Below are 22,808 nucleotides of genomic sequence, written 5' to 3'. Positions count from 1 at the left end.
GTGTTGCAGCAAACGATCAGTGAAGTCAAAGGAGTAGGGGACAAACTACAATCACAATTAAATGAGCTTGGACTCTTTACAGTAGAGGATCTATTATTCTATTTTCCGCACCGTTATGATTCCTATGAAGTGAAGCCTCTTACTGAACTTACGCACAATGAGAAGGCGACCATCGAAGGGGAAATCGTCTCTGAACCTGCTTTAAGTTTTTATGGCAGGAAGAAATCAAGGCTGACTTTTACCCTTCAAGTCGATCAGTTTGCGGTAAAAGCTGTCATGTTCAATCGTGCTTTTGCAAAGAAGCAATTGAATCAGGGGGACACGGTTACGGTGACAGGGAAATGGGATCAGCAAAGACTCCAAATAACGGTCAGCCAATTTAAAAAAAGGAGAGTCCAAAAGTCAGGAACCTATCCAGCCTGTGTACACGTTGAAAGAAGGGGTGAACCTCAACACATTGAGGAAAGTGATTAAAAACGCCCTTGAAGACTACAGTGAGGATATTCCCGACATTCTTCCTAAAGATCTGGCTCTTGCGTATAAGCTTCCAGAGCGTCCTCAAGCTTTGAATCAAATGCACTATCCGGAGACCAGGGTCATGCTGAAGCATGCAAAACGTCGCTTTATTTATGAAGAATTTCTTCTATTTCAATTGAAGATGCAGTTGTTAAGGAAGCATAACCGTGAATCGACATCAGGAATTGTTCAAACGTATAATAACGATCAGTTGACAGCTTTTGTTCAATCACTGCCATTCGAATTGACTTCTGCGCAGAAACGGTCCCTGGCAGAAATTTTAAACGACATGAAAAGTCCACACAGAATGAACCGTTTACTACAAGGGGATGTTGGATCAGGAAAGACAGCTGTTGCCGCGATTGCTCTTTACGCATCGATTACAGCAGGTCATCAAGGGGCTCTCATGGTTCCGACAGAAATCTTGGCAGAACAACATTACCATTCCTTGAAAGAAATGTTTGAAGGACGTGCCAGAGTTGCTTTGCTGACAGGATCTATTAAGGGGAAGCGGAGAAGAGAAATTCTTGAAGCCGTCGAGCAGGAGGAGATCGATATCTTGGTCGGCACCCATGCGCTCATTCAGGACGAGGTCGTTTTTAAAAATCTTGGCTTCGTCATCGTTGATGAACAGCACCGGTTTGGGGTTGAACAGCGCAGGTCATTACGGGATAAAGGTCTCTCCCCGGATGTCCTATTTATGACAGCAACACCTATCCCGAGAACACTCGCGATTACGGCATTCGGAGATATGGATGTAAGTGTTATTGATGAAATGCCTGCGGGAAGAAAGCCTGTAGATACGTATTGGGTTAAAGGGGAAATGACCAACCGCGTGTTGAGCTTCATCCAGAAAGAGATTGATCAGGGGCACCAGGCTTACGTCATTTGTCCATTGATCGAAGAGTCGGACCAACTTGATATTCAAAATGCTATCGACCTCTATGATCAGCTTAGCGCTGTTTTTGAACCTTCCACATCAGTCGGGTTGATGCATGGTCGCCTCCATAACGAAGAAAAAGAGAGCGTTATGCAACAGTTTGCTGCAAATGAGCTGAAAATTCTCGTATCTACAACGGTTGTCGAGGTAGGGGTGAACGTACCAAATGCAACCGTTATGGTCATTTATGATGCACAGAGGTTCGGTCTTTCTCAACTTCACCAGTTAAGAGGACGAGTAGGGCGTGGAGCCGATCAGAGTTACTGCATACTTCTTGGTGATCCAAAGGGAGACGTTGGGAAAGAACGGATGAGAATTATGACCGAAACAAATGATGGCTTCGAATTATCCGAACAAGATTTGAAGCTTCGTGGTCCTGGTGACTTTTTCGGCAAAAAACAAAGCGGTCTGCCTGAATTTAGGGTCGGTGACATGGTCCACGATTACCGAGCTCTCGAAACGGCAAGAAAAGATGCTGCTGAAATGATTATGGAGAACACGCTGGATAATGACGAACGATATCAATCACTAAAAAAAACACGTATATAGTGACCGGCACCTTCTCGGCAATGTGTTGGACTAACTACAAAGCACTCGGCATATGGGCCGGGTGTTTTTCATTTCCCGAACAAACTCTTTTAAGTGAGAAAATGGAGTGGGGTTACTATTGAGAAGAAAATAGGGAATCCTAAGCAAATCCTTGCGTAATTGAATTTGGTATTATATATTACTATTAGTACCTAGTCATAAGGTGATGACATTATGACTAAATGAACGGTGGCATATGTATGAAGAAGTCTAAAAAAGTACGTCAGGAAGAATTGAAAGCGAAAATAGACCATACCCCCTTCATTACAGACGAAGAACTAGCAAAGACATTCGGGGTCAGCATTCAGACGATAAGGCTCGATCGAATGGAACTCGGAATTCCGGAATTACGGCAAAGGATCAAGTCGGTCGCCACGCAGGAATGGAATGAAACAGTGAAAGCTTTGCCTGTGGAAGAAATCATCGGAGAAGTGGTCGACCTGGAACTGGACGACCGTGCCATTTCGATTTTGGACATCCGCCCGGAACATGTTTTTTCCAGAAACCATATCGCCAGAGGCCACTATTTATTTGCACAGGCAAACTCTCTTGCCGTCGCCTTGATCAATGATGAACTCGCGCTTACTGCGCAGTCGGAGATTACATTCACACGGCCAGTAAAGCTTGGAGAACGAGTGGTGGCCAAAGCGACGGTCAAAGGGGAAGATGAAAAGGGGCGAACACTTGTGAATGTGCATAGTTACGTAGGTAACGAAGAAGTATTTGCGGGTACGTTTGAGATGTATCGTTCGAACCAACAGAAGGAGATGGATCGAGAATGAAGCTAGCCATTGACGCTATGGGCGGTGACAACGCTCCTGAAGCGATCGTAAAAGGAGCCGTCCAGGCCGCAGACACAATTGACGGCTTGGAAATCACTCTTGTAGGTGATGAAGCACAAATCAAACCTTTTTTAACAGGGCAGTCGAATGTGTCCATATTACATACAACAGAAGTCATTACAGCAGATGATGAACCGGTAAGAGCCGTAAGGAGAAAGAAGCAGTCCTCTATGGTTCTCACTGCAACTGAAGTGAAAGAAGGACGGGCGGATGGTTGCATATCCGCTGGAAATACAGGGGCCTTGATGAGTGCAGGGTTGTTTGTCGTCGGTCGCATGAAGGGTGTGGATAGGCCTGCCCTCAGTCCAACCCTTCCAACATCAGATGGCAAAGGATTCCTTATGCTGGATGTCGGGGCGAACGTGGATGCCAAGCCTGATCACTTATTGCAATATGCAGTGATTGGAAGTATCTATGCTGAAAATGTACGCAAAATCAAACAACCGAGGGTCGGTCTTTTAAATGTCGGTACGGAAGATGGCAAAGGTAGTGACTTGACCAAAAAAGCGTTTGATCTGATGAAGGAAGCTCCAATCAATTTCGTCGGAAACGTCGAGGCTCGTGATTTACTTGAAGGTGTAGCCGATGTAGTCGTGACTGATGGGTTCACAGGTAATGTAACCTTGAAGACGATTGAAGGAACGGCAATGACGATGTTTTCGATGATCAAGCAAACATTTATGAGTAACTTTAAAACTAAAATTGCAGCTGGCTTAGCAAAAAATGATTTGCGGAATTTAAAAGCCCAACTCGATTATAGTGAATATGGCGGAGCGGGGTTATTTGGTTTGGCCGCGCCTGTTATTAAAGCACACGGCTCTTCCAATGATCAAGCTGTATTGAATGCGATCCGTCAGGCTTGCCACATGATTGAGCTTGATGTAACGAATACAATTTCCGCAACACTTTCTAAAATGAACAAAGAGGAGGATGAATCATGAAGCGAATCGCATGTGTTTTTCCTGGGCAAGGGTCTCAGGAAGTAGGAATGGGGAAGGCGATGTATGAGGCTTATCCTGCGGTGAAACAATTGTTTGATGAAGCGGATGAAGCCCTTGGTTATTCTTTGACTCGTTTAATGTTCGAAGGACCCTCAGAAGAATTAACAAAAACAGAAAATGCTCAGCCGGCATTACTATTGAATAGTATAGCCATTCAACGAGTACTACAGCAAGAAGGGGTGGCTCCTGCTATGACGGCAGGTCACAGTCTTGGAGAGTACAGTGCTTTGGTTGCAGCGGGAGCACTGGATCCAATGGAAGCTGTTCAGCTTGTTCATGTCCGTGGAAAGTTGATGGAGGAAGCATATCCAACAGGGATGGGAACGATGGCGGCTGTACTTGGTCTGTCACAAGAAGAAATAGAAGAAGTTCTGCGTGACTTTGACGGGGAGCTGGCCGTGGACCTTGCCAATATCAATTGTCCAGGTCAAATTGTCATTTCTGGTACAAAGGAAGGCGTGGAGAAGGCTTCTGAGCAATTGTCAGAGGCAGGGGCGAAGCGTGTACTTCCACTCAATGTCAGTGGTCCATTCCATTCCCGTCTTATGAAATCAGCTAGTGATGATTTTGCTGACCATTTGTCTGAAACGACCATCCATGACGCTGATGTCCCTGTGTATGCGAACGTAACGGCAGCGCCAGTGACAAATGCTGAAGAAATAGAAAAGCTTCTCGTGGAGCAACTTTACTCACCTGTAAGGTTTCAACAAATCCTTGAGGCATTTGTCGAGGAAGATGTCGAAGCTATTGTAGAAGTTGGACAAGGGAAAGTGTTGAGTGGCCTTGTTAGAAAAGTGAAACGTCGCATGAAAACGTTCAGCGTGCAAGACCCAGATTCACTGGAAACATTCATCGATTGGTATAAGGAGGAATCGTAATGTTACAAGACCAGGTGGCTCTCGTAACAGGAGCATCTCGAGGAATCGGAAAAGCTATTGCTCTTGAACTTGCTGCACAAGGAGCTAAAGTTGCCGTCAACTATGCGGGAAGCGAAGATAAAGCCGAGGCAGTTGTTCAGGAAATTCATGAACAGGGCGGTGTGGCCATCAAAATACAGGCCAATGTCTCTAATGATGAAGATGTCAAACGTATGGTAAAAACAGTCGTTGATGAATTCGGACGTCTGGATATCCTTGTCAACAATGCAGGGATTACGAAGGATAATCTTTTGATGAGAATGAAAGAAGAAGAATTTGATTCAGTGATTGATACGAACTTGAAAGGCGTTTTCCTCTGTACTAAAGGGGTGACACGTCAGATGATGAAGCAGAAATATGGACGTATCATCAATGTGGCTTCAATCGTAGGTGTTTCCGGGAATCCAGGGCAGGCGAATTACGTCGCTGCTAAAGCTGGTGTAATCGGGATGACGAAATCGAACGCTAAAGAATTGGCAGCTAGAAACATCCAGGTAAACGCGGTTGCCCCGGGATATATCGCTACAGATATGACAGATGCCCTTACAGACGAGCAGCGTGAGCAGATGCTTGCCCTGATTCCGCTGAAGCGTCTAGGAGAAGGACAGGATGTGGCACGCGTTGTGCGTTTCCTAGCTTCTGAAGATGCGGCATACATGACAGGTCAAACATTACATGTCGATGGTGGTATGGTCATGTAAAACATGGCTCTTATTAGGCGCTGATCTCTATTGAATCAAAGAGATTACGATTTCTGCTGGAAGTCGGAGCAAAACAGCCTCTTGCGCTTTTGACTACACATTACTATAATTACTGAAGGGAGGTGAGGTTCCAATGGCAGAAACATTTGATCGTGTAAAACAAATCATCGTCGATCGTCTTGATGTTGATGAGTCTAAAGTGACTATGGAAGCTTCCTTCAAAGAAGATCTAGAAGCAGACTCTCTTGATGTCGTTGAGCTTGTAATGGAGCTTGAAGACGAGTTTGATATGGAAATTTCTGATGAAGAAGCTGAAAAAATCAATACAGTAGGCGACGCTGTGAATTACATAAGCAGCCAGTCGTAATAGGATCGCTGTCCGTTTTCTTCGGGCAGCCTTTCCTATATTTTTCAAGAAATTCATTGCAAAGGACAAGGTGATTTATGGATGATTTTTCCAGTTTCCAGAAAAAGATAAACTTACAATTTAATGATATCTCGTTACTGGAACAGGCTTTTACACATTCATCATATGTGAATGAGCATCGGAAAACCGATCGGGAGGATAATGAACGGCTGGAATTCTTGGGAGATGCCGTTCTTGAACTAGGAGTCTCTCAGTATTTGTACCGGGAGTTCCCGGACATGGCTGAAGGAGAGCTTACGAAGTTCAGAGCCTCGATTGTGTGTGAAGTCTCATTAGTGGAATTTGCAAATGAGCTGAATTTCCAAGACCTGATTTTACTTGGTAAAGGAGAAGAGCTGACAGGAGGTCGCAACCGACCAGCATTGCTTGCTGATGTTTTTGAAGCGTTTATCGGAGCTCTTTATTTAGACCAGGGTTATGATGCAGTTATACAGTTCTTAAGAACGTATGTGTATCCAAAAGTGAAAAAAGGTGCTTTTTCTCATGCGATGGATTTCAAAAGTCAGCTACAAGAATTTATTCAACGGGATAAGAACAGCAAAATTGAATATGAAATCGTTGAAGAGAGAGGACCTGCACACAGCCGTGAGTTTATCGCGCATGTATTGATCCAGGATGAGATTGGCGGGATTGGTGTAGGCCGTACAAAGAAAGAAGCGGAACAAAAAGCGGCTCAGCAAGCATTGGAAAACCAAGGAGCCCATTTATAATCCGCCATTAAAAAGAATCAAAAAGAGACCGTTTTTCGGAGGAAACCTTCGAAAACGGTCTTTTTAGTAGCAATTGGTTATTTTCTGTATTGTCCAAGTTCCTGAACGAATACCTGGATTTCAGAAACACTCAGTGAACCCTTCATTTCAATAATGTCGTGAAGAGATTTGATTTCTTCATATTTGTTGAGATCGTAGTCCTCTGGGTCCATAAGGGAACGGTTCACGACCTGCAGTTTTTCTGCCATATCATTGATGATGACTTCTAAGTTTTCTTGGTTAGCTTCTTGTAAACTCAAAAATGAATCCTCCTTCAAGGCTCGTTATCTAGGCTATTACATATGATAAAGGACTTTGCCGAATTTTGAAACCCTTCATTAATATTATAGTTTGTTAAAGTGAATGGCAGGATTGTGGAAGACACGATTGCTAGGCTTTTGTTGAGTGAATCGGGGCTATGGGGAATAGCTCGCTTTCCGCGGGAGCGCGGTGAGCCTCCTCGGACTGCGTCCTGTGGGTCTCACCATGCACTTTTTTCCGCAGGAGTCTCGCCATTCCCCTCCGCCCCTTTACCAAGGAAGATTCTCGAAACTGCTACTGGAAAAATCAGCTTATATGATTGTGGGAAGTGGATGATATTAACTCTCGCCAGCGGGGATTTAGAGCGTAAATGATTGATACAAAGCTCTTTGGTCCTGCTTGGGAGGGGATAATGGGAGCCCTCCTTCTTGGTAGAGGGGTTCGTTTCTCACCTATATCGAATGGGGTGGTTGGGAAGCTGCGAGACTCCCGTGGGAGAAAGGAGATCGGCGAGATCCCGCAGGGCGTTAGCCCGAGGAAGCTCGCCACTCCCCCACAGGAAAGCGAGTTGCTTCCCAGCCACCCCTGACGCTCAACCTCGGCAACGAAACCCAAAAGCATCTAGAAATCGAGTCTTCAAGAAAAGGGAGCTTTTATGGAACAAGGAGATTTACCATGGTGTTATAAAAGTAGCTCTCGGTTCCTACCGTAGGGGCTTTCTTTATGATAAAATATATAAGTTGAGTGAATGAAAGATTTGTGAAAATACAGGAGGATGAATATGTTCCTCAAACAATTAGATACGATAGGTTTTAAATCATTTGCCGAACGTGTGACTGTTGATTTTGTTTCTGGAGTCACATCTGTCGTCGGGCCGAATGGTAGTGGAAAAAGTAATATAACGGATGCGATTCGTTGGGTATTAGGTGAACAATCAGCCCGGTCGCTCCGCGGTAGTAAAATGGAAGATATCATTTTTGCAGGTAGTGAGAGCAGGGCACCCTTGAATATGGCAGAAGTGACGTTGACTCTTGATAATACGGATCAGGCTCTGCCTTTGGATTACCATGAAGTCAGTGTGACGAGACGTGTTTACCGCTCTGGTGAAAGTGAGTTCTATATAAATAATCAGACTTGCCGTTTGAAAGATATCGTCGATCTATTCATGGACTCCGGGCTCGGCAGAGAAGCATTCTCTATCATCAGCCAAGGAAAAGTGGAAGAGATCCTCAGCTCAAAAGCAGAAGATCGCCGGTCCATTTTTGAAGAAGCCGCGGGAGTACTAAAATACAAACAGCGGAAGAAAAAAGCGGAATATAAGTTGTCGGAAACACAGGAAAATCTGAACCGTGTGGAAGATATCATATGGGAGATTGATGGTCAGCTTGAACCGTTAAAAGAGCAAGCGGCTGTTGCAAAAGATTACTTAGAGAAAAAAGATGAGCTTAAAAACGTGGAAATCTCTTTATTGATCACTCAAATACAGCAGGTTCACGGAGAATGGGAAAGAATTCTCAAAGATCTGGAAGAAGTTAAAAGCCAGGAAAACGAGTTGAGTGAGAAGATCGAGTCTGATGAGGTTTCATTGAAAAGTAAAAGGGATCATGTGGAAAGTCTGGATACTTCTATAGAAAATATGCAGGCGAAGTTGCTTGAACTAACGAGAGACCTCGAAAATCTTGAGGGGAAAAAGCAACTGATGAAAGAGCGCCATAAGCATTTTGAAGAAAACAAATCCAAATTGGAAGAAGCCTATGAAGACCTCTCTGACAAACTGGTGAATTTAAAGACGATTGCCGAAGAAGAAGCTCAAAAGTTAAAACAGATCAAAGAAAAAAGAGAACATACGAAACAAGAGTTAAACCAAACCACACAGGCGTTAAAACAGGACCTTCATTTGATCGAAGATGAGATCGAAGATTTGAAGAGTGAATATATTGAACTGCTGAATAAGCAGGCAGCTAAACGGAATGAGAAACAACTCTTAGAAAAACAGCTGGACCAAATTCACTCCAAAAAAGGCAGTCAAATTGACAAATTCAAAGATCTTAGAAGTGAACGTGCTAAGCTTGAAGAGCAGTTGACTTCTATGACAAATGAGTTGGAAAACCTGACCACACAGCGGGAAAGCCTGGAGTCTCAAGTCCAAGAGTTAAGCAAAAGATACGAAAAGAATAAACAGACGTATCAAGAGTGGCAGGAGAAGCTTTATAAAGGGTATCAATATTTGGAAAATATGCGATCGAAGAAGGAAATGCTTGAAGAGATGAAGGAAGACTTCTCAGGTTATTTCCATGGCGTTCGTGAAGTATTAAAGGCATCGCAAAAAGGCCAGTTACAGGGGATTCATGGAGCTGTGCTCGAATTGATTGATATACCTTCCCACCTTTTAACAGCGATTGAGACAGCACTTGGTGCACAGGCCCAGCATATTGTCGTGGAGGACGAACAAACCGGAAGACAAGCGATTCACTGGTTGAAATCGAACAATAAAGGAAGAGCTACCTTTCTTCCTCTTACCTCCATTCAACCTCGTTCTGTCCATGGGAGTGCATCGCTCTCACAGCAAGAAGGGTATGTAGGAGTGGCAGCAGATCTTATCCAATATGATGCGGCCCATTCAAAACCGATCCAGCACCTCCTAGGTCATATCGTCATTGCTGAAGGGTTAGAACATGCAAACCAAATTGCCCGTGTATTGAATCGAAAGTACAGGGTTGTAACACTTGATGGAGATGTCGTCAATCCTGGTGGTTCGATGTCAGGAGGAGCGAAAAAACAATCCAAACAATCTTTGTTCACAAGAGAAAAGGAATTGCAGGAACTTAGTGAGAAAATCGTCGCTTACGAGGCGAAGGCGTTGGATGTTGAGAGTAAAGTGAAAAAGCTGAAAACGACCTTAGCTGAGCAAGAAGAGGAAAAAGAACAGTGGAATGTAAAGCTCTCTGAGTTAAAGAGAGAAGAGTACGAAAAGCAGTCTGATCAAAGGGAAGTACAGTTGAAACTGGACCATTTGAATGATCAGCTTCAATTGTTTGACCAAGATCAGGCCCAGTACGATCAAGATTCTCATCACGCAGATCAGCAGTTGAACGAGCTTGACGATACCTTGCTTACCCTTGAGGGGCAACTCGTTTCTATTAATACAAAGATCGAAGAGTTGACGACAACAAAAGAACGTCAAAAAGAAGACGAGGCTAACTTGCAGGAACGCAGACAGAAGCTCCAAATACAATTAGCCGAGCAAGAGTCAGCGGTAAACAACCAAAAAGAAAAAGCGGACCGTTATCAGCAGGAGAAAGATCTTATCGAGCAGGAATTACGGGGGAACCGTGTTTCTTATCAACAGCTGATGGAAGTCAAGGAGTCGAATCAGACAGAAGATGAAATTCAGGCTCAAATAGAAAGTATGAGATCGGCAAAGGAAGAGACCACTTCGTCGATTGAAACGAAGAGAAAAGAGCGTCAAGAGCTGGCTGCGGACATTCAGCAAGCCGAACAACAATTGAAGGAACGGAAGCGCAGGCATCAAAACTTCATACAAGACTTGCAGCAAAAGGAAGTCAAGGCCAACCGGCTGGATGTAGAGCTTGAGAATATGCTTCAATACTTGCAGGAAGAGTATGTGATGACGTTTGAGAAAGCGAAGAGGGACTACCCTGGTGTAGACGATATTGATGAAGCATCGACAAAGGTCAAGCTGATCAAGCGGGCCATTGAAGAGCTTGGAACCGTAAATCTGGGTGCCATCGATGAGTATGATCGGATTAAAGAGCGTTACGAATTTTTGAAAGGGCAGCAGGATGACTTACTTGAAGCGAAGCAAACACTTCATACGGTCATCAATGAAATGGATGGTGAAATGAAGCGGAAATTCGAAGATACCTTTACGAAGATCCGTGCTGAATTCGGTGAAGTTTTCCGTACCTTGTTCGGTGGAGGGCGAGCCGATCTGCAACTCACTGACCCGGATGACATGTTAGAAACAGGGGTCGATATTGTTGCCCAGCCTCCGGGGAAGAAACTGCAAAATATGAGTTTGTTATCCGGCGGAGAACGCGCTCTGACAGCAATCGCTTTGTTATTCTCGATTTTACGCGTCAGGCCCGTCCCATTCTGTGTCCTTGATGAGGTGGAAGCGGCATTGGACGAAGCGAACGTGGATCGTTTTGCTAAGTTTTTGAAAGAATTCAGTGAGAAGACACAGTTCATTGTGATCACCCACAGAAAAGGGACGATGGAAGAATCGGATGTTCTTTATGGGGTCACCATGCAAGAGTCAGGCGTATCTAAACTTGTATCCGTCAGACTAGAAGAAACACCGGAATTATTGGAAGCATAGGAAGGATGAGTCGATGAGTTTTTTTAAGAAACTGAAAGAAAAATTCGTGAAAGGTCCTGAGTCGGAAGAAGAAAAAGAGGAACAGCAGGTCCATGAAACAGAGGATTCTGACGATAGGGAAGATTCTCTGGAATCGGATGCACCACTCTCAGATAGTGCAGATCCAGAGGTGACAGACCTTCAGGGAGAAACAGAAATACCAGAAACGGAAGACTCCTTGGATGGAGAAGACGCAGCTGAACCAGAAGTGGAAGAAGAAGAGTCTGTAGAATCATCTGTGTTTGATGATGACGAGGAGAATGTAGTAGCTCGTGATGAATCTATGACAGAAGATGATCATCTAGAGAGCCATGAAGAGGATGAAAAAGTTTCGATTGCCTCCAAGTTTAAAATGGGTCTGGCTAAAACGAGGAATTCATTCTCGACTAAGATCAATGATCTCGTCGCACGCTACCGGACCGTTGATGAAGACTTCTTCGAAGAACTTGAAGAAGTGTTGATCTCTGCTGATGTCGGGGTTACGACCGTGATGGAAATGATTGAGGAGCTTGAGATGGAAGTGAAGCGCAGGAACGTTCAGGACCCTCAAAAAGTAAAAGAAATCATTTCCGAAAAGCTTGTAGAAATCTACTATGGTGATGACCGGGCTGAAGAGATCGAAGGGTTGAATGAAAACCCAGATGGTTTGACAGTCTACCTGTTTGTTGGTGTGAATGGGGTAGGGAAAACGACGACCATCGGTAAACTCGCCCACCGACTGAAAAGCGAAGGTAAGAACGTCACACTTGCCGCAGGAGATACGTTCCGTGCAGGTGCGATAGAACAACTGGAAGAGTGGGGCAAACGTGTTGGTGTGAATGTTACAAAGCATAGTGAAGGAAGCGACCCAGCTGCTGTCATTTACGATGGCATCCAGTCGGCAAAATCGAAGAATGCGGATGTTCTCATTTGTGATACTGCCGGGCGTCTGCAAAATAAAGTGAACCTGATGAACGAACTTTCCAAAGTGAAACGTGTGATTGAGCGTGAAGTCCCTGGTGCTCCTCATGAAGTTCTCCTTGTCCTCGATGCTACAACAGGGCAAAATGCTATGAGCCAGGCGAAAACATTCTCCGAAGCAACGGATGTATCCGGCATTGTCCTATCAAAACTGGATGGAACAGCGAAAGGCGGGATTGTTCTTGCGATTCGAAATGAATTGGAAATCCCGGTGAAACTTGTCGGCCTTGGTGAAAAAGTGACCGATCTTGAAGCCTTTGATGCTCATGCCTTTGTTTATGGACTGTTTGCAGATATGATTGAAGAGTATGAGGAAGAAGAAGAACTTTCTTAAGCCTTGACATGTAGGTACATGTTCCTTTAGTATTTATGTGTAAAGGTATTTCACTTAACAAGGAGTGCTTCAAGCATGCTTGAAAAAACGACACGAATTAATTATCTCTTTGATTTCTATCAATCGTTGTTGACTCCTAAGCAAAGAAATTACATGGAGTTATACTATCTCGAAGATTACTCTCTTGGTGAAATATCGGAAACCTTTGATGTCTCACGACAAGCGGTGTACGATAATATTCGCCGGACAGAGACGATGCTTGAAGAATATGAAAAAAAGCTTCATCTATATGGGAAGTTTGAAAAACGCCAGAAAGTGATTAAGGAGATGGAAGCTCAGTTTAAAAAAGACGAGCTGCCAGCCCCTTATGAATCATGGCTGCACGAATTACAAGAATTAGAATAGGAGGGGATCTTCGATGGCATTTGAGGGTTTATCCGACCGTTTGCAGGAAACGATCAAGAAAATCAAAGGCAAAGGGAAGGTAGACGAACAAGACGTAAAAGAGATGACCAGGGAGGTCCGTCTCGCCCTCCTTGAGGCCGATGTAAACTTTAAAGTCGTTAAAGATTTTGTGAAGCGCGTACGTGAACGTGCCGTCGGTCAGGAGGTCATGGAAAGCCTGACCCCTGGACAGCAGGTCATCAAAGTTGTTAAAGAAGAGCTCACAGAGCTAATGGGTGGCGATGAAAGTAAAATCGCTGTCGCCAAGCGTCCTCCGACGGTCATCATGATGGTCGGCTTACAGGGTGCAGGTAAAACGACGACGACCGGTAAGCTTGCGAACCTGTTGCGCAAAAGCTACAACAGGAAGCCGTTACTCGTAGGAGCCGATGTTTACCGACCAGCTGCCATCCAGCAATTACAGACACTTGGTAAACAGCTGGATATGCCTGTCCATGAGGAAGGCACCGAAGCGAATCCTGTCGATATTGCCAAAAATGCGGTTGCCAAGGCCAAAGAGGAGCACCATGATTATGTGCTCATCGATACCGCTGGCCGTTTGCATATTGATGGCGACTTGATGGGTGAATTGCAAGAGATTAAGGAAGCCGTCAACCCTGATGAAATCTTCCTTGTTGTCGATGCTATGACGGGGCAGGATGCGGTGAATGTTGCAGAGAGCTTCGATGAGCAGCTTGACGTCACCGGTGTGCTTCTCACAAAACTAGATGGAGATACCCGTGGTGGTGCTGCATTATCCATCAAAGCTGTGACAGGTAAACCGATTAAATTCGCGGGTATGGGGGAAAAGCTCGACCAGCTTGAGACCTTCCACCCCGAGCGTATGGCCTCAAGAATCCTTGGAATGGGCGACATGCTTACATTAATTGAAAAAGCACAAACGCAAGTCGATGAGAAACAGGCGAAAGAGCTGGAGTCGAAAATGCGTAATGCGTCCTTTACTTTTGAGGATTTCCTTGAACAGATGGAGCAAGTGAAGAACATGGGACCACTGGATGAAATTTTGAACATGATTCCTGGTGCGAACAAAATGAAAGGTCTTCAGAATGTGTCCTTCGATGACAAGCAGATCGTTCATGTTGAAGCGATTATCCAATCAATGACAAAAAATGAACGACAGGACCCTTCTGTGATGAATGCAAGCCGTAAGAAGCGGATTGCTAAAGGTTCAGGAACCTCTGTCTCAGAGGTCAACAGACTGTTGAAGCAGTTTGAAGAAATGAAGAAAATGATGAAACAAATGAGCAATACCAAAGGGAAAAAAGGCAAAGGAATGAAATTTCCTTTTATGTAATGGAAAAAACCTTTACACACCCTTGAAGTTCTGCTAAAATCTAAATCTGTGTGAAACATTAAAGAAATTTGGAGGTTGTTAAAAATGGCAGTAAAAATTCGCCTAAAACGTATGGGATCTAAGCGTAACCCATTTTATCGTGTAGTAGTTGCTGATTCTCGTTCTCCTCGTGATGGACGTATCATCGAGCAAATCGGAACATATAACCCAGTTGCTAACCCTGTAGAGGTTAAACTTGATGCTGAGAAAGCGATCGACTGGATGTCAAACGGCGCGAAGCCAAGCGACACTGTTCGTAACCTATTCTCTAACGAAGGCATCATGAAGCAGTTCCACGATAAGAAAAACCAATAAATCATAAAGTAGTGGTGATTCCATGAAAACCTTGATCGAAACGATCGTAACTCCGCTTGTCGATTATCCAGATGACATCGTGGTGGATGAGAAAGAAGAAGATCACAAAGTGGTTTATCATCTTACGGTCCACCCGGATGATGTAGGGAAAGTAATCGGTAAGAACGGGCGGATTGCGAAAGCGATTCGGACTGTCGTTTATGCGGCAGGTTCAGATTCTGAAAAACGAATCTATTTGGATATCATGTAAGAGAACTAATTTTATTGGTGTAAGAAGGGAGAAGGGAAACCTTTTCCCTTTTTTACTATTCTCAAGGAACGGCAGAGGGGCGGGCGAAAAGATGCAGATCATCCGAACAGTACCTGTCAAACAGATTTTGACAGAGACGAGTCGTGCGCAGATTAAGGGAAAGTTCGATGAAAGATATCAACGTCTGGACCGGGAATGCAGGCAGCTTTCCTTTGAGCAGAAAAAATTGGAACGCAAGCCCGGGGTCTCAAGACAGGAAGTGGAGCGCCGGTTTTCAAAGGAAATCGGGCGCAGAAAAGATCAACTGAAGTGGCTTGAATATCAGCGCAGACAATTGGATATCCTGCCTGATGGAAGTGAGCTTGAAACGGACGAAGTACAGGCGCTGATTGAAGTTGAAGAAGGCGATCAATGGGAAGAAGTCATTCAGGATCGAGAAATCGTCGTGGAAGACGGAAAAGTCATACGAGCGAGGTAATTGCATTCATGGAGAAACAGTTATTCAATGTTGGTAAAATTATTAACACACATGGCATCAAAGGAGAAGTGAAAGTTCATCGCGTTACAGATTTTGATGAACGTTTCGAACCAGGTCAGCTTTTGTATTGGGTAAGTGATAAAAAGGATCCGAAGCCACTCGTAATTCGAACACACCGAATTCATAAAGGTTTCGACCTTGTAAGCTTCGAAGATCATCCTACGATTAATGATGTCGAAGGATACAAGAATGGAAAGCTGATGGTATCAGAAGAGCATCAAGAAGAGCTTGGTGACCATGAATTCTATTTTTATGAAATCATCGGGTGTACCGTATTTTTAGAGTCAGGGGAAGAATTAGGTGAAATCAAAGAAATTCTTACTCCTGGCGCGAATGACGTTTGGGTTGTGAAGCGGAAAAATCAACCGGATGTTCTCATTCCGTATATCGAACCTGTCGTTAAAGAAGTGGATACGGAGCGGAAGACAATCATCATCGATCCAATAGAGGGGCTGCTAGACTAATGCATATTGATATTCTGACACTTTTTCCAGAAATGTTTGATGGTGTACTGCAGAATTCCATCATGAAGCGTGCTCAGGAACAAGGCGCCTTTTCACATCAGTATGTCAATTTCCGTGATTACACTGAAAACAAGCACAATAAAGTTGATGATTACCCTTATGGTGGAGGAGCGGGGCTTGTTCTATCCCCGCAGCCCATCTTTGACAGCATTCAGTCCATCAAAGATTCAGCGGAAAAACCTCCACGTGTCGTGCTTCTTTGCCCGCAGGGAGAACCCTACTCCCAGCAAAAAGCGGAAGAACTTTCCGAAGAAGATCATCTTGTCTTTATTTGCGGCCATTATGAAGGATATGATGAACGGATCAGACAGGAATTGGTGACCGATGAAATTTCCATCGGTGATTATGTCCTTACTGGTGGAGAGCTCGGTGCCATGGTGGTCATCGATTCTGTTGTTCGTCTTCTTCCGGGGGTTCTCGGAAATGAACAGTCGGCACCGATGGACTCTTTCTCAAACGGTTTGCTAGAGCATCCCCATTATACGAGACCGGCTGATTTTCGAGGGCGCAAAGTACCGGATGTCCTCTTATCAGGGAATCATGCCAAAATTGATGAGTGGCGTCACTATCAGTCATTGAAGCGTACTTTCGAAAGAAGACCGGATCTGCTCGAAGGAAGAGAATTATCGGCTAAAGAACAATCGTGGTTGGAAGAGTGGAAAAATAGCTGAGTATTGTTGATGTTTGTCTCTAGATATGGTATATTAAATTTTGTGCTTAAACGTACGGTTTAAGTGGAAAACGATGTTCCGCTGCCTCTTAGAAGACAAGAGCATTAGTTAAAAAGGAGTGAAAATCATGCAACAATTGATTCATGACATTACAAAAGAACAACTTCGTACGGATCACCCAGATTTCCGTCCTGGTGATACTGTAAAAGTACACGTGAAAGTTGTCGAAGGCACACGTGAACGTATCCAGGTATTCGAAGGTGTTGTCATCAAGCGTCAGAACGGCGGAATCAGCGAAACATTCACTGTTCGTAAGATTACTTACGGTACAGGTGTTGAGCGTACATTCCCAGTTCATTCTCCACGTATCGCTAAGATTGAGCGTTCTCGTCGTGGTAAAGTACGTCGTGCGAAACTTTACTACTTGCGTAACCTACGCGGTAAAGCTGCACGTATTAAAGAAATTATCTAATTTCAGTCAAAAGGAGCTTGCGATGCCAAGCTCCTTTTTTCTACTTATCTAGAGGTTTCACAAAAATAAAGTTCCCGTTTCATAGATTTCCAAGAGCCCTTAAACGCACACAAACATCACAGAACTGAGTTTTCAACCATAGGGGACTAAACGGAAATAGAAACAAGGGTAAAGAATTTTATGATATGATTTGAAAGACGAAGATAAAACATGAGAGCGTTTAGCAGCAATTGTAACCATATATTTTAAAAAAGGTTGTGCCTACTACAGCCCGTACACTATGGTTTTGCCGCTCCAGACTCCTTCATTCAAGGAAGAAGGGATAATGATGAAACAACAATGGTTGGACTGGTTGAAAGCATTTCTTATCGCCGGCGTTTTGGCTGTGATCGTAAGAGTGTTCTTGTTTGCACCGGTCGTCGTTGAAGGGCCTTCCATGTTGACCACCTTACATAGCGGGGATCACTTGATTGTCAGTAAGCTCAATTATAAGATTGGATCGCCGGAGCGTTTTGATGTTGTTGTATTTCATGCAACAGAACGTAAAGACTATATTAAACGCGTGATTGGACTTCCTGGAGATCATATTGCCTATGAAGATGATCAACTCTATGTGAATGGAGAACCTGTGGAAGAGCCATTTCTAAATGAAAGAAAACAACAATTAAGCGGAAGCCGGCCTTTGACTGATGACTTCACTTTGGAAAATTTACCAGGTGAGTACGAAGAAGTGCCTGAAGGACAATTGTTCGTACTTGGCGACAACCGCAACAACTCGACAGACAGCCGGATGCTTGGCATGATTGATCAAGACCAGATGGTAGGGGAAGCTGTTGTTTCCTACTGGCCATTAAATCGCATCCAGCTTGTGAATTAGGAGGATCTACATGACCATTCAATGGTTCCCAGGCCATATGGCCAAAGCAAAAAGGGAAGTCGCTGAGAAGCTTAAGCTCGTGGATTTTGTCATTGAACTCGTTGATGCACGTGCACCACTCTCTTCTCAGAACCCTATGCTTCATAATACTTTACAAGAAAAGCCCAAAATGATGGTGCTGATGAAAAAAGATCTCGCCGACACCCAAATCACCAGTGAATGGATTGAACATTTTAAAGAAAAAGGAATTCCGGCCGTGGAGATTGAAGCGAATCACAAACAGGATGTGCAAAAAGTTGTCCAGCTAGCGAAAGAGTTAGGCAAAGAAAAAATGGACAAACTTAAAGCGAAAGGCATCCGCCCAAGAGCTTCGCGGGCGATGATCATAGGAATCCCGAATGTAGGTAAGTCTACATTGATCAATAGACTCGCTAACAAGAAAATGGCTAAAACAGGGGATAAACCCGGCGTTACTACGAAGCAACAATGGATCAAGGTGAAGAAAGAATTCGAATTGCTTGATACACCTGGGATTCTATGGCCGAAATTTGAGGAAGAGGAAGTGGGGTATCGCTTAGCAGCGATTGGCACGATTAAAGATCAAATCCTTCCTAAAGAAGATGTAGCAGCTTATGTCCTTAATTTCCTCCATCAATCCTACCCGGATCGACTTGAAGAGAGGTTTAGTCTTGAGAATGTGGATGACATGTTGGAGGCTTTTGAGACCATCGGGAAAAAACGAGGTTGCCTCGAAAGTGGAGGCCGCATTAATTTTGAAAAAGTATCTGATATTATTTTGCAAGACTTAAGGACAGGGAAGCTCGGAATGATTACCCTTGAACGCCCTGACTCATAAACCAAAGCGCAAAGAGGCCCTTGCCCCTTGCGCTTTCTTTGTGAGGTTATTTCTTCCATTCATCTGAAGTATCATAGAGGGGTGTATGTGACAGCCACCTAAGGGACACACCTCTAAGGATGAAAAGTGATGGGGATAGAAAAACAAGTGAAATTTGATTTTAGAATGATGACAAACGTCCGATATGATAAGAAATGGAGGGTTTATGTTTCATGACCCAATTGACTGTAGCCCAGGTAAAAGAAAAACTGAATGACGATGAATTGAGCGCTCATGAGTTAGCTGTGTTTAAAGAGGATTCCAGAAAAGGTGTCCAACAGCTCATGAAACGTTACGATAAGGAGATCAAGCAAAAACAAGAGCTGAAAAGGCAGTATGAGATGATGATGACGTTTGAAGAAAATCTCTTTCACCGTGGTTTTACCGATGTAGCAGGCATAGACGAAGCTGGGCGAGGGCCGATTGCAGGTCCTGTCGTGGCAGGTGCTGTCATTTTACCTCGTGATTATTACTTAGAAGGACTGAATGATTCGAAGAAACTTTCTTTAAAAAGTCGTGAAGCCTACTTTGATCGGATCAAAGCAGATGCTGACTGGGGTATAGGGATTGTCACAAATGAAGAGATTGATCAAATCAACATCTATCAAGCAACAAAACTTGCCATGCAGAGAGCTGTCGAAAATCTTTCTGGCCAACCGGAGCATTTGCTGATTGATGCGATGGAATTGGACGCGATACGAAGTCCTCAAACAAAACTTATTAAAGGGGACGAGAGAAGTGTTTCAATCGCTGCTGCTAGTGTAATCGCCAAGGTGACGAGGGACCGGATGATGGCAGAATTAGATGAGCAGTATCCGGTTTATCAATTCCGTAATAACCAGGGATATGGAACAAAGCCACACGTGGAAGCATTAAAAGCTTATGGGCCCTCCCCAGTTCATAGAAAAACATTTGCCCCTGTAAAAGATCTGCTTTAAGAAAGGGATGGATTAGAGATGAACCATTTGATCAATAGTCTTACTCGCTTGTCTACACATTCAGCCCTGCCTGTTAAACCGAAATCAGGCCAACTGATAAAAGGGAAAGTCATACAGTCCCTACAATACAACAAATTTGTGGTGAGCATGGGCATGAAAAGTGTGGAAGCTAAGGTGAATCAACCGTTGGTCAAAGGTTCCTCCTACTTATTTCAAGTAGAACAGGTAGAACCTGATCTCGTATTACGGCCCATAACGGTTTCTGAAGAGCGTTCGGGACCATTGGGTCTATCATCGCTTTTAAAGCAAATAGGAGTACAAGAGAACAAAGACAACCTCTCACTGATGAAAGCGATCGTTGACTTGAAAGTGCCATTAGATAAAAAAGATTTAGCCCGAGTGTTCAAGTTGGTTCAGTCTTCGGCCAATCAACGAGTTTCACGTGATATATTGCTACATATGATTAGCAGGAAAATGCCCATTCAACCTTCTGTGTATTCTGCGCTATCTGCTAAATACACAGCCGAATATTCTCAAGTTTTATCAGATGTTACGCAGCAATTGGGAGAAAAATCACTTTCTGCTTCCGATGAAAAAATTAAATCTATGGTCCAGACATTGCGTGCAGAACAAAATCAAAACGCTGAAGGTATGATTCTAAAAAAAATAAAATCCGACTTAGCGAATGGATCGAGCACTACTTTTGAGCTATTTAAGAAATCCGGAATCATAGATACCAAGGATACCTATTCATCGTTCAAGCAAAATTGGTCTCGTCTAAATCCCAGTATGGAAAGATTACCATTCACTAAAGAACAAGTAGCTGCTTCTTTACAAGAGCTGTTACAAAATCAACTTCCAATATCCCCATCAGAAAATCAAACGATCAAACAATGGGCTCATACGTCGGAAAGACTGCTGTCGCTCTGGACTCAACAACCTTCAAATCCTGATTTTTCAACATTGTCTGAACAAACACGTAAACAATGGACGGAGACTTTCAAAAAAGTAGTGAACCAAAAGATATTGGAACGTTTAACCCCGTATTTTCAGGAATCCACAAAGCTTTTTATTGAAAAAGCCGTCACTCTATTAGGTAATGAGAAGAGAGATACATACCCTTTTACAAAAGCTGAATTCAAGTCTTATCATTCTGATATTCAAGATTTGTTAGGAAAACAACTTCCTCATGTACAACAAAAGCTCCTCGTTCATTTGCTGCAGTCATTAAGCCAAAACATACAGCTGTCTGACAAAGATAGAATGTGGCTCCACATGAGAACAATGATGAATGAGCTAGGATTCAATGACGAGCATGATCTTCTTTCAAGCTCCTCCAAACTGACAGATGCATCCGCCCAGACAGAAAACTCATTAAAATCGTTGCTGTTAAAGGGTTTAACTGAAGGTTCAGAGGTGAAAGCAGAGACGGCAAATCGGCTGATAAACTTAATAAATGGCACTCAACTCGCTTCCTACTCGGATAATTCCGAAACCTTACAAATAGCGCTTCAATTCCCGGGTGATTTCATTGGGGCTCTAAAGGATGTACATATGAACATGGAAGGGCGGAAAAATGACGATGGGCAGATTGATTCTGACTATTGTCATGTGATGTTCTACTTACACCTTTCTCAGCTTGAGGAAACCATCATAGACTTAAATATTGTTGAACGCCGTGTATCTATCGTCGTATATAATGAAAACCCAGAACTTGAAAAGCTTTTTCAGCCGTATCAGAAGAAGTTAGAAGAGGGTTTGGAAAACGTCGGATATAAACTGAACTCTATAAAGGCACGCGTCACGAGTGTAGTTTCAAAAACCTCTAGTGCTAACAACCAAATGGCGGTGGAAGAAGGGCTGGATATCAGAATATGAATGAAAAAAGAAAAGAAGCCATTGCATTGACCTATCAATCCGAAAAAGCGGCTGCTCCTGAGGTAGTGGCCAAAGGGAAGGGCATCATAGCTGAAAATATCCTAAAAGCCGCAGAGGAGCACCAAATACCCGTACAAGAAGACGCCACGCTCGTCGAATTGCTATCAGAGTTGAACATCAACGAACAAATCCCGGAAGATCTTTACCAAGTCGTCGCTGAAGTTTTCGCCTTCATTTACAACGTTGACCAGCAAGATAAGAAATAATTTTCCTTGAAGAATATAGCAGGATAGTGGAAGGCTCGATTTCGAAGCTTTTGTTGAGTGGATTGGGGCTACGGTGAATAACTCGCTTTCCGCGGGAGCGCGGTGAGCCTCCTCAGGCTAACGCCTTGCGGGGTCTCACCAAGCACTCTATTCCCGCAGGAGTCTCGTCATTCCCCTCCGCCCTTTGCCATAAAAGGTTCTCGGATCATTATTGGGATAATCAGTATCCACACTTAAGGAAAGTGGTTAAGTAATTGTATTCATAGCTAGCATTTAAAGCCTAAAATCTTGATGTCGTGCGCTTTACACATAAGTTGTAGTGATCGTGGAATACAAACCTTCGCGGTAGAGGGGTTCGTTTCTCTCTTACATCGAATGGGTGGTTGGGAAGGTACGAGACTCCCGTGGGAGAAGGAGATAGGCGGGATCCACGCAGGACGCAGTGCGAGGAAGCTCGGCGCACCCCACAGGAAAGTGTTCAAATGCGGAAACGCCCGGATAGACACGACTGGCATAAGCCGAGCAGCAAAGGAATGTGTTTTTTTATTCCGTTGCTGCTCGGCTTATGACGCGAGTGTCCGGGCGATGGAGCTAGATGAGTAGCTTCCCAGCCACCCCTGAGTATCAACCAGGCACCGGAAATCGGGAGAGTTTGTGAAGGAATGGAATAGAGGAAACAAGACACTACAAAACTAGTTTACATAATATTATACCTGTTAATCTAGTGAATTTTTCGACAGATATCTAGCTTAGTATGGACAATTGATAG

The 22,808-nt window shown here is 43.9% G+C and carries 22 protein-coding genes and 1 pseudogene; 22 read left to right on the top strand and 1 reads right to left on the bottom strand.

Features of this window, described 5'->3' with window-relative positions; all coding sequences use genetic code 11:
- From recG to rnc, 7 genes and pseudogenes are all read left to right on the top strand, one after another.
- Positions 1–2,005: pseudogene (gene recG / locus LC065_RS15755) on the top strand (ATP-dependent DNA helicase RecG).
- 239 nt (positions 2,006–2,244) lie between these two features.
- Complete coding sequence (gene fapR, locus LC065_RS15750) at positions 2,245–2,826, top strand: transcription factor FapR (protein ID WP_226589307.1); 582 nt, start codon at positions 2,245–2,247, stop codon at positions 2,824–2,826.
- Complete coding sequence (gene plsX / locus LC065_RS15745) at positions 2,823–3,827, top strand: phosphate acyltransferase PlsX (RefSeq protein WP_226589309.1); 1,005 nt, start codon at positions 2,823–2,825, stop codon at positions 3,825–3,827. The genes fapR and plsX overlap by 4 nt, the downstream gene beginning before the upstream one ends.
- Positions 3,824–4,765 (top strand): ACP S-malonyltransferase, encoded by a 942-nt coding sequence (fabD, locus tag LC065_RS15740; protein ID WP_226589312.1) that lies wholly within the window; start codon positions 3,824–3,826, stop codon positions 4,763–4,765. The genes plsX and fabD overlap by 4 nt, the downstream gene beginning before the upstream one ends.
- Positions 4,765–5,505: a 3-oxoacyl-[acyl-carrier-protein] reductase gene (gene fabG / locus LC065_RS15735; protein ID WP_146816532.1), complete on the top strand. Its 741-nt coding sequence runs from the start codon at positions 4,765–4,767 to the stop codon at positions 5,503–5,505. The genes fabD and fabG overlap by 1 nt, the downstream gene beginning before the upstream one ends.
- A 133-nt stretch (positions 5,506–5,638) precedes the next feature.
- The gene (acpP, locus tag LC065_RS15730) at positions 5,639–5,872 is read left to right on the top strand and encodes an acyl carrier protein (protein ID WP_035505393.1); all 234 of its coding nucleotides are present in this window, start codon (positions 5,639–5,641) and stop codon (positions 5,870–5,872) included.
- A gap of 77 nt (positions 5,873–5,949) precedes the next feature.
- Positions 5,950–6,642 carry a ribonuclease III gene (gene rnc / locus LC065_RS15725; protein WP_226589315.1) on the top strand — a complete coding sequence of 231 codons (693 nt, stop codon included), beginning with the start codon at positions 5,950–5,952 and terminating at the stop codon, positions 6,640–6,642.
- Between the two features lie 77 nt (positions 6,643–6,719).
- Here rnc and LC065_RS15720 read toward each other — a convergent pair whose 3' ends face one another.
- The gene (locus LC065_RS15720; RefSeq protein ID WP_226589317.1) at positions 6,720–6,941 is read right to left on the bottom strand and encodes a DUF1128 domain-containing protein; all 222 of its coding nucleotides are present in this window, start codon (positions 6,939–6,941) and stop codon (positions 6,720–6,722) included.
- 782 nt (positions 6,942–7,723) lie between these two features.
- On the opposite strand from LC065_RS15720, the gene smc reads away from it, so the two are divergent.
- The 15 genes from smc to LC065_RS15645 all read left to right on the top strand — a co-directional run bounded on the left by smc (position 7,724) and on the right by LC065_RS15645 (position 22,039).
- Positions 7,724–11,284, top strand: a complete 3,561-nt coding sequence (gene smc / locus LC065_RS15715) for a chromosome segregation protein SMC (protein WP_306163547.1) — start codon at positions 7,724–7,726, stop codon at positions 11,282–11,284.
- Between the two features lie 13 nt (positions 11,285–11,297).
- Positions 11,298–12,617, top strand: coding sequence for a signal recognition particle-docking protein FtsY (gene ftsY / locus LC065_RS15710; protein ID WP_306163546.1), 1,320 nt, complete (start codon positions 11,298–11,300; stop codon positions 12,615–12,617).
- Between the two features lie 75 nt (positions 12,618–12,692).
- The gene (locus LC065_RS15705) at positions 12,693–13,022 is read left to right on the top strand and encodes a putative DNA-binding protein (protein ID WP_115824939.1); all 330 of its coding nucleotides are present in this window, start codon (positions 12,693–12,695) and stop codon (positions 13,020–13,022) included.
- Between the two features lie 13 nt (positions 13,023–13,035).
- Positions 13,036–14,376: a signal recognition particle protein gene (ffh, locus tag LC065_RS15700; RefSeq protein WP_226589323.1), complete on the top strand. Its 1,341-nt coding sequence runs from the start codon at positions 13,036–13,038 to the stop codon at positions 14,374–14,376.
- An 84-nt stretch (positions 14,377–14,460) separates the two neighbouring features.
- On the top strand, positions 14,461–14,730 hold the full coding sequence (rpsP, locus tag LC065_RS15695; RefSeq protein WP_089652441.1) for a 30S ribosomal protein S16: 270 nt from the start codon (positions 14,461–14,463) through the stop codon (positions 14,728–14,730).
- Positions 14,731–14,752: 22 nt separating this feature from the next.
- The gene (locus LC065_RS15690; RefSeq protein WP_226589325.1) at positions 14,753–14,980 is read left to right on the top strand and encodes a KH domain-containing protein; all 228 of its coding nucleotides are present in this window, start codon (positions 14,753–14,755) and stop codon (positions 14,978–14,980) included.
- Positions 14,981–15,071: 91 nt separating this feature from the next.
- On the top strand, positions 15,072–15,458 hold the full coding sequence (locus LC065_RS15685) for a YlqD family protein (RefSeq protein WP_226589327.1): 387 nt from the start codon (positions 15,072–15,074) through the stop codon (positions 15,456–15,458).
- Between the two features lie 8 nt (positions 15,459–15,466).
- A complete protein-coding gene (gene rimM, locus LC065_RS15680; protein ID WP_226589329.1) occupies positions 15,467–15,982 on the top strand; it encodes a ribosome maturation factor RimM in 516 nt (171 codons plus the stop codon).
- Complete coding sequence (trmD, locus tag LC065_RS15675; RefSeq protein ID WP_226589332.1) at positions 15,982–16,713, top strand: tRNA (guanosine(37)-N1)-methyltransferase TrmD; 732 nt, start codon at positions 15,982–15,984, stop codon at positions 16,711–16,713. Before rimM ends, trmD begins: the two co-directional genes overlap by 1 nt.
- A gap of 127 nt (positions 16,714–16,840) precedes the next feature.
- Positions 16,841–17,185, top strand: coding sequence for a 50S ribosomal protein L19 (gene rplS / locus LC065_RS15670; protein ID WP_027954188.1), 345 nt, complete (start codon positions 16,841–16,843; stop codon positions 17,183–17,185).
- Between the two features lie 328 nt (positions 17,186–17,513).
- Complete coding sequence (gene lepB / locus LC065_RS15665; RefSeq protein ID WP_226591633.1) at positions 17,514–18,062, top strand: signal peptidase I; 549 nt, start codon at positions 17,514–17,516, stop codon at positions 18,060–18,062.
- Positions 18,063–18,072: 10 nt separating this feature from the next.
- The gene (ylqF, locus tag LC065_RS15660) at positions 18,073–18,918 is read left to right on the top strand and encodes a ribosome biogenesis GTPase YlqF (protein WP_226589334.1); all 846 of its coding nucleotides are present in this window, start codon (positions 18,073–18,075) and stop codon (positions 18,916–18,918) included.
- A gap of 212 nt (positions 18,919–19,130) precedes the next feature.
- A complete protein-coding gene (locus tag LC065_RS15655; RefSeq protein WP_226589336.1) occupies positions 19,131–19,895 on the top strand; it encodes a ribonuclease HII in 765 nt (254 codons plus the stop codon).
- 18 nt (positions 19,896–19,913) lie between these two features.
- Complete coding sequence (locus tag LC065_RS15650; protein WP_226589338.1) at positions 19,914–21,773, top strand: hypothetical protein; 1,860 nt, start codon at positions 19,914–19,916, stop codon at positions 21,771–21,773.
- Entirely contained in the window at positions 21,770–22,039 is a 270-nt protein-coding gene (locus tag LC065_RS15645; protein ID WP_226589340.1) for an EscU/YscU/HrcU family type III secretion system export apparatus switch protein, read from the top strand. The genes LC065_RS15650 and LC065_RS15645 overlap by 4 nt, the downstream gene beginning before the upstream one ends.
- Positions 22,040–22,808: the final 769 nt, after the last annotated feature.

Source organism: Halobacillus litoralis (assembly GCF_020524085.2).
Taxonomy (GTDB): domain Bacteria; phylum Bacillota; class Bacilli; order Bacillales; family Halobacillaceae; genus Halobacillus; species Halobacillus litoralis_E.
Note: the sequence above shows the minus strand (reverse complement) of the source record. Positions and strands in the feature narration are given on the sequence as shown.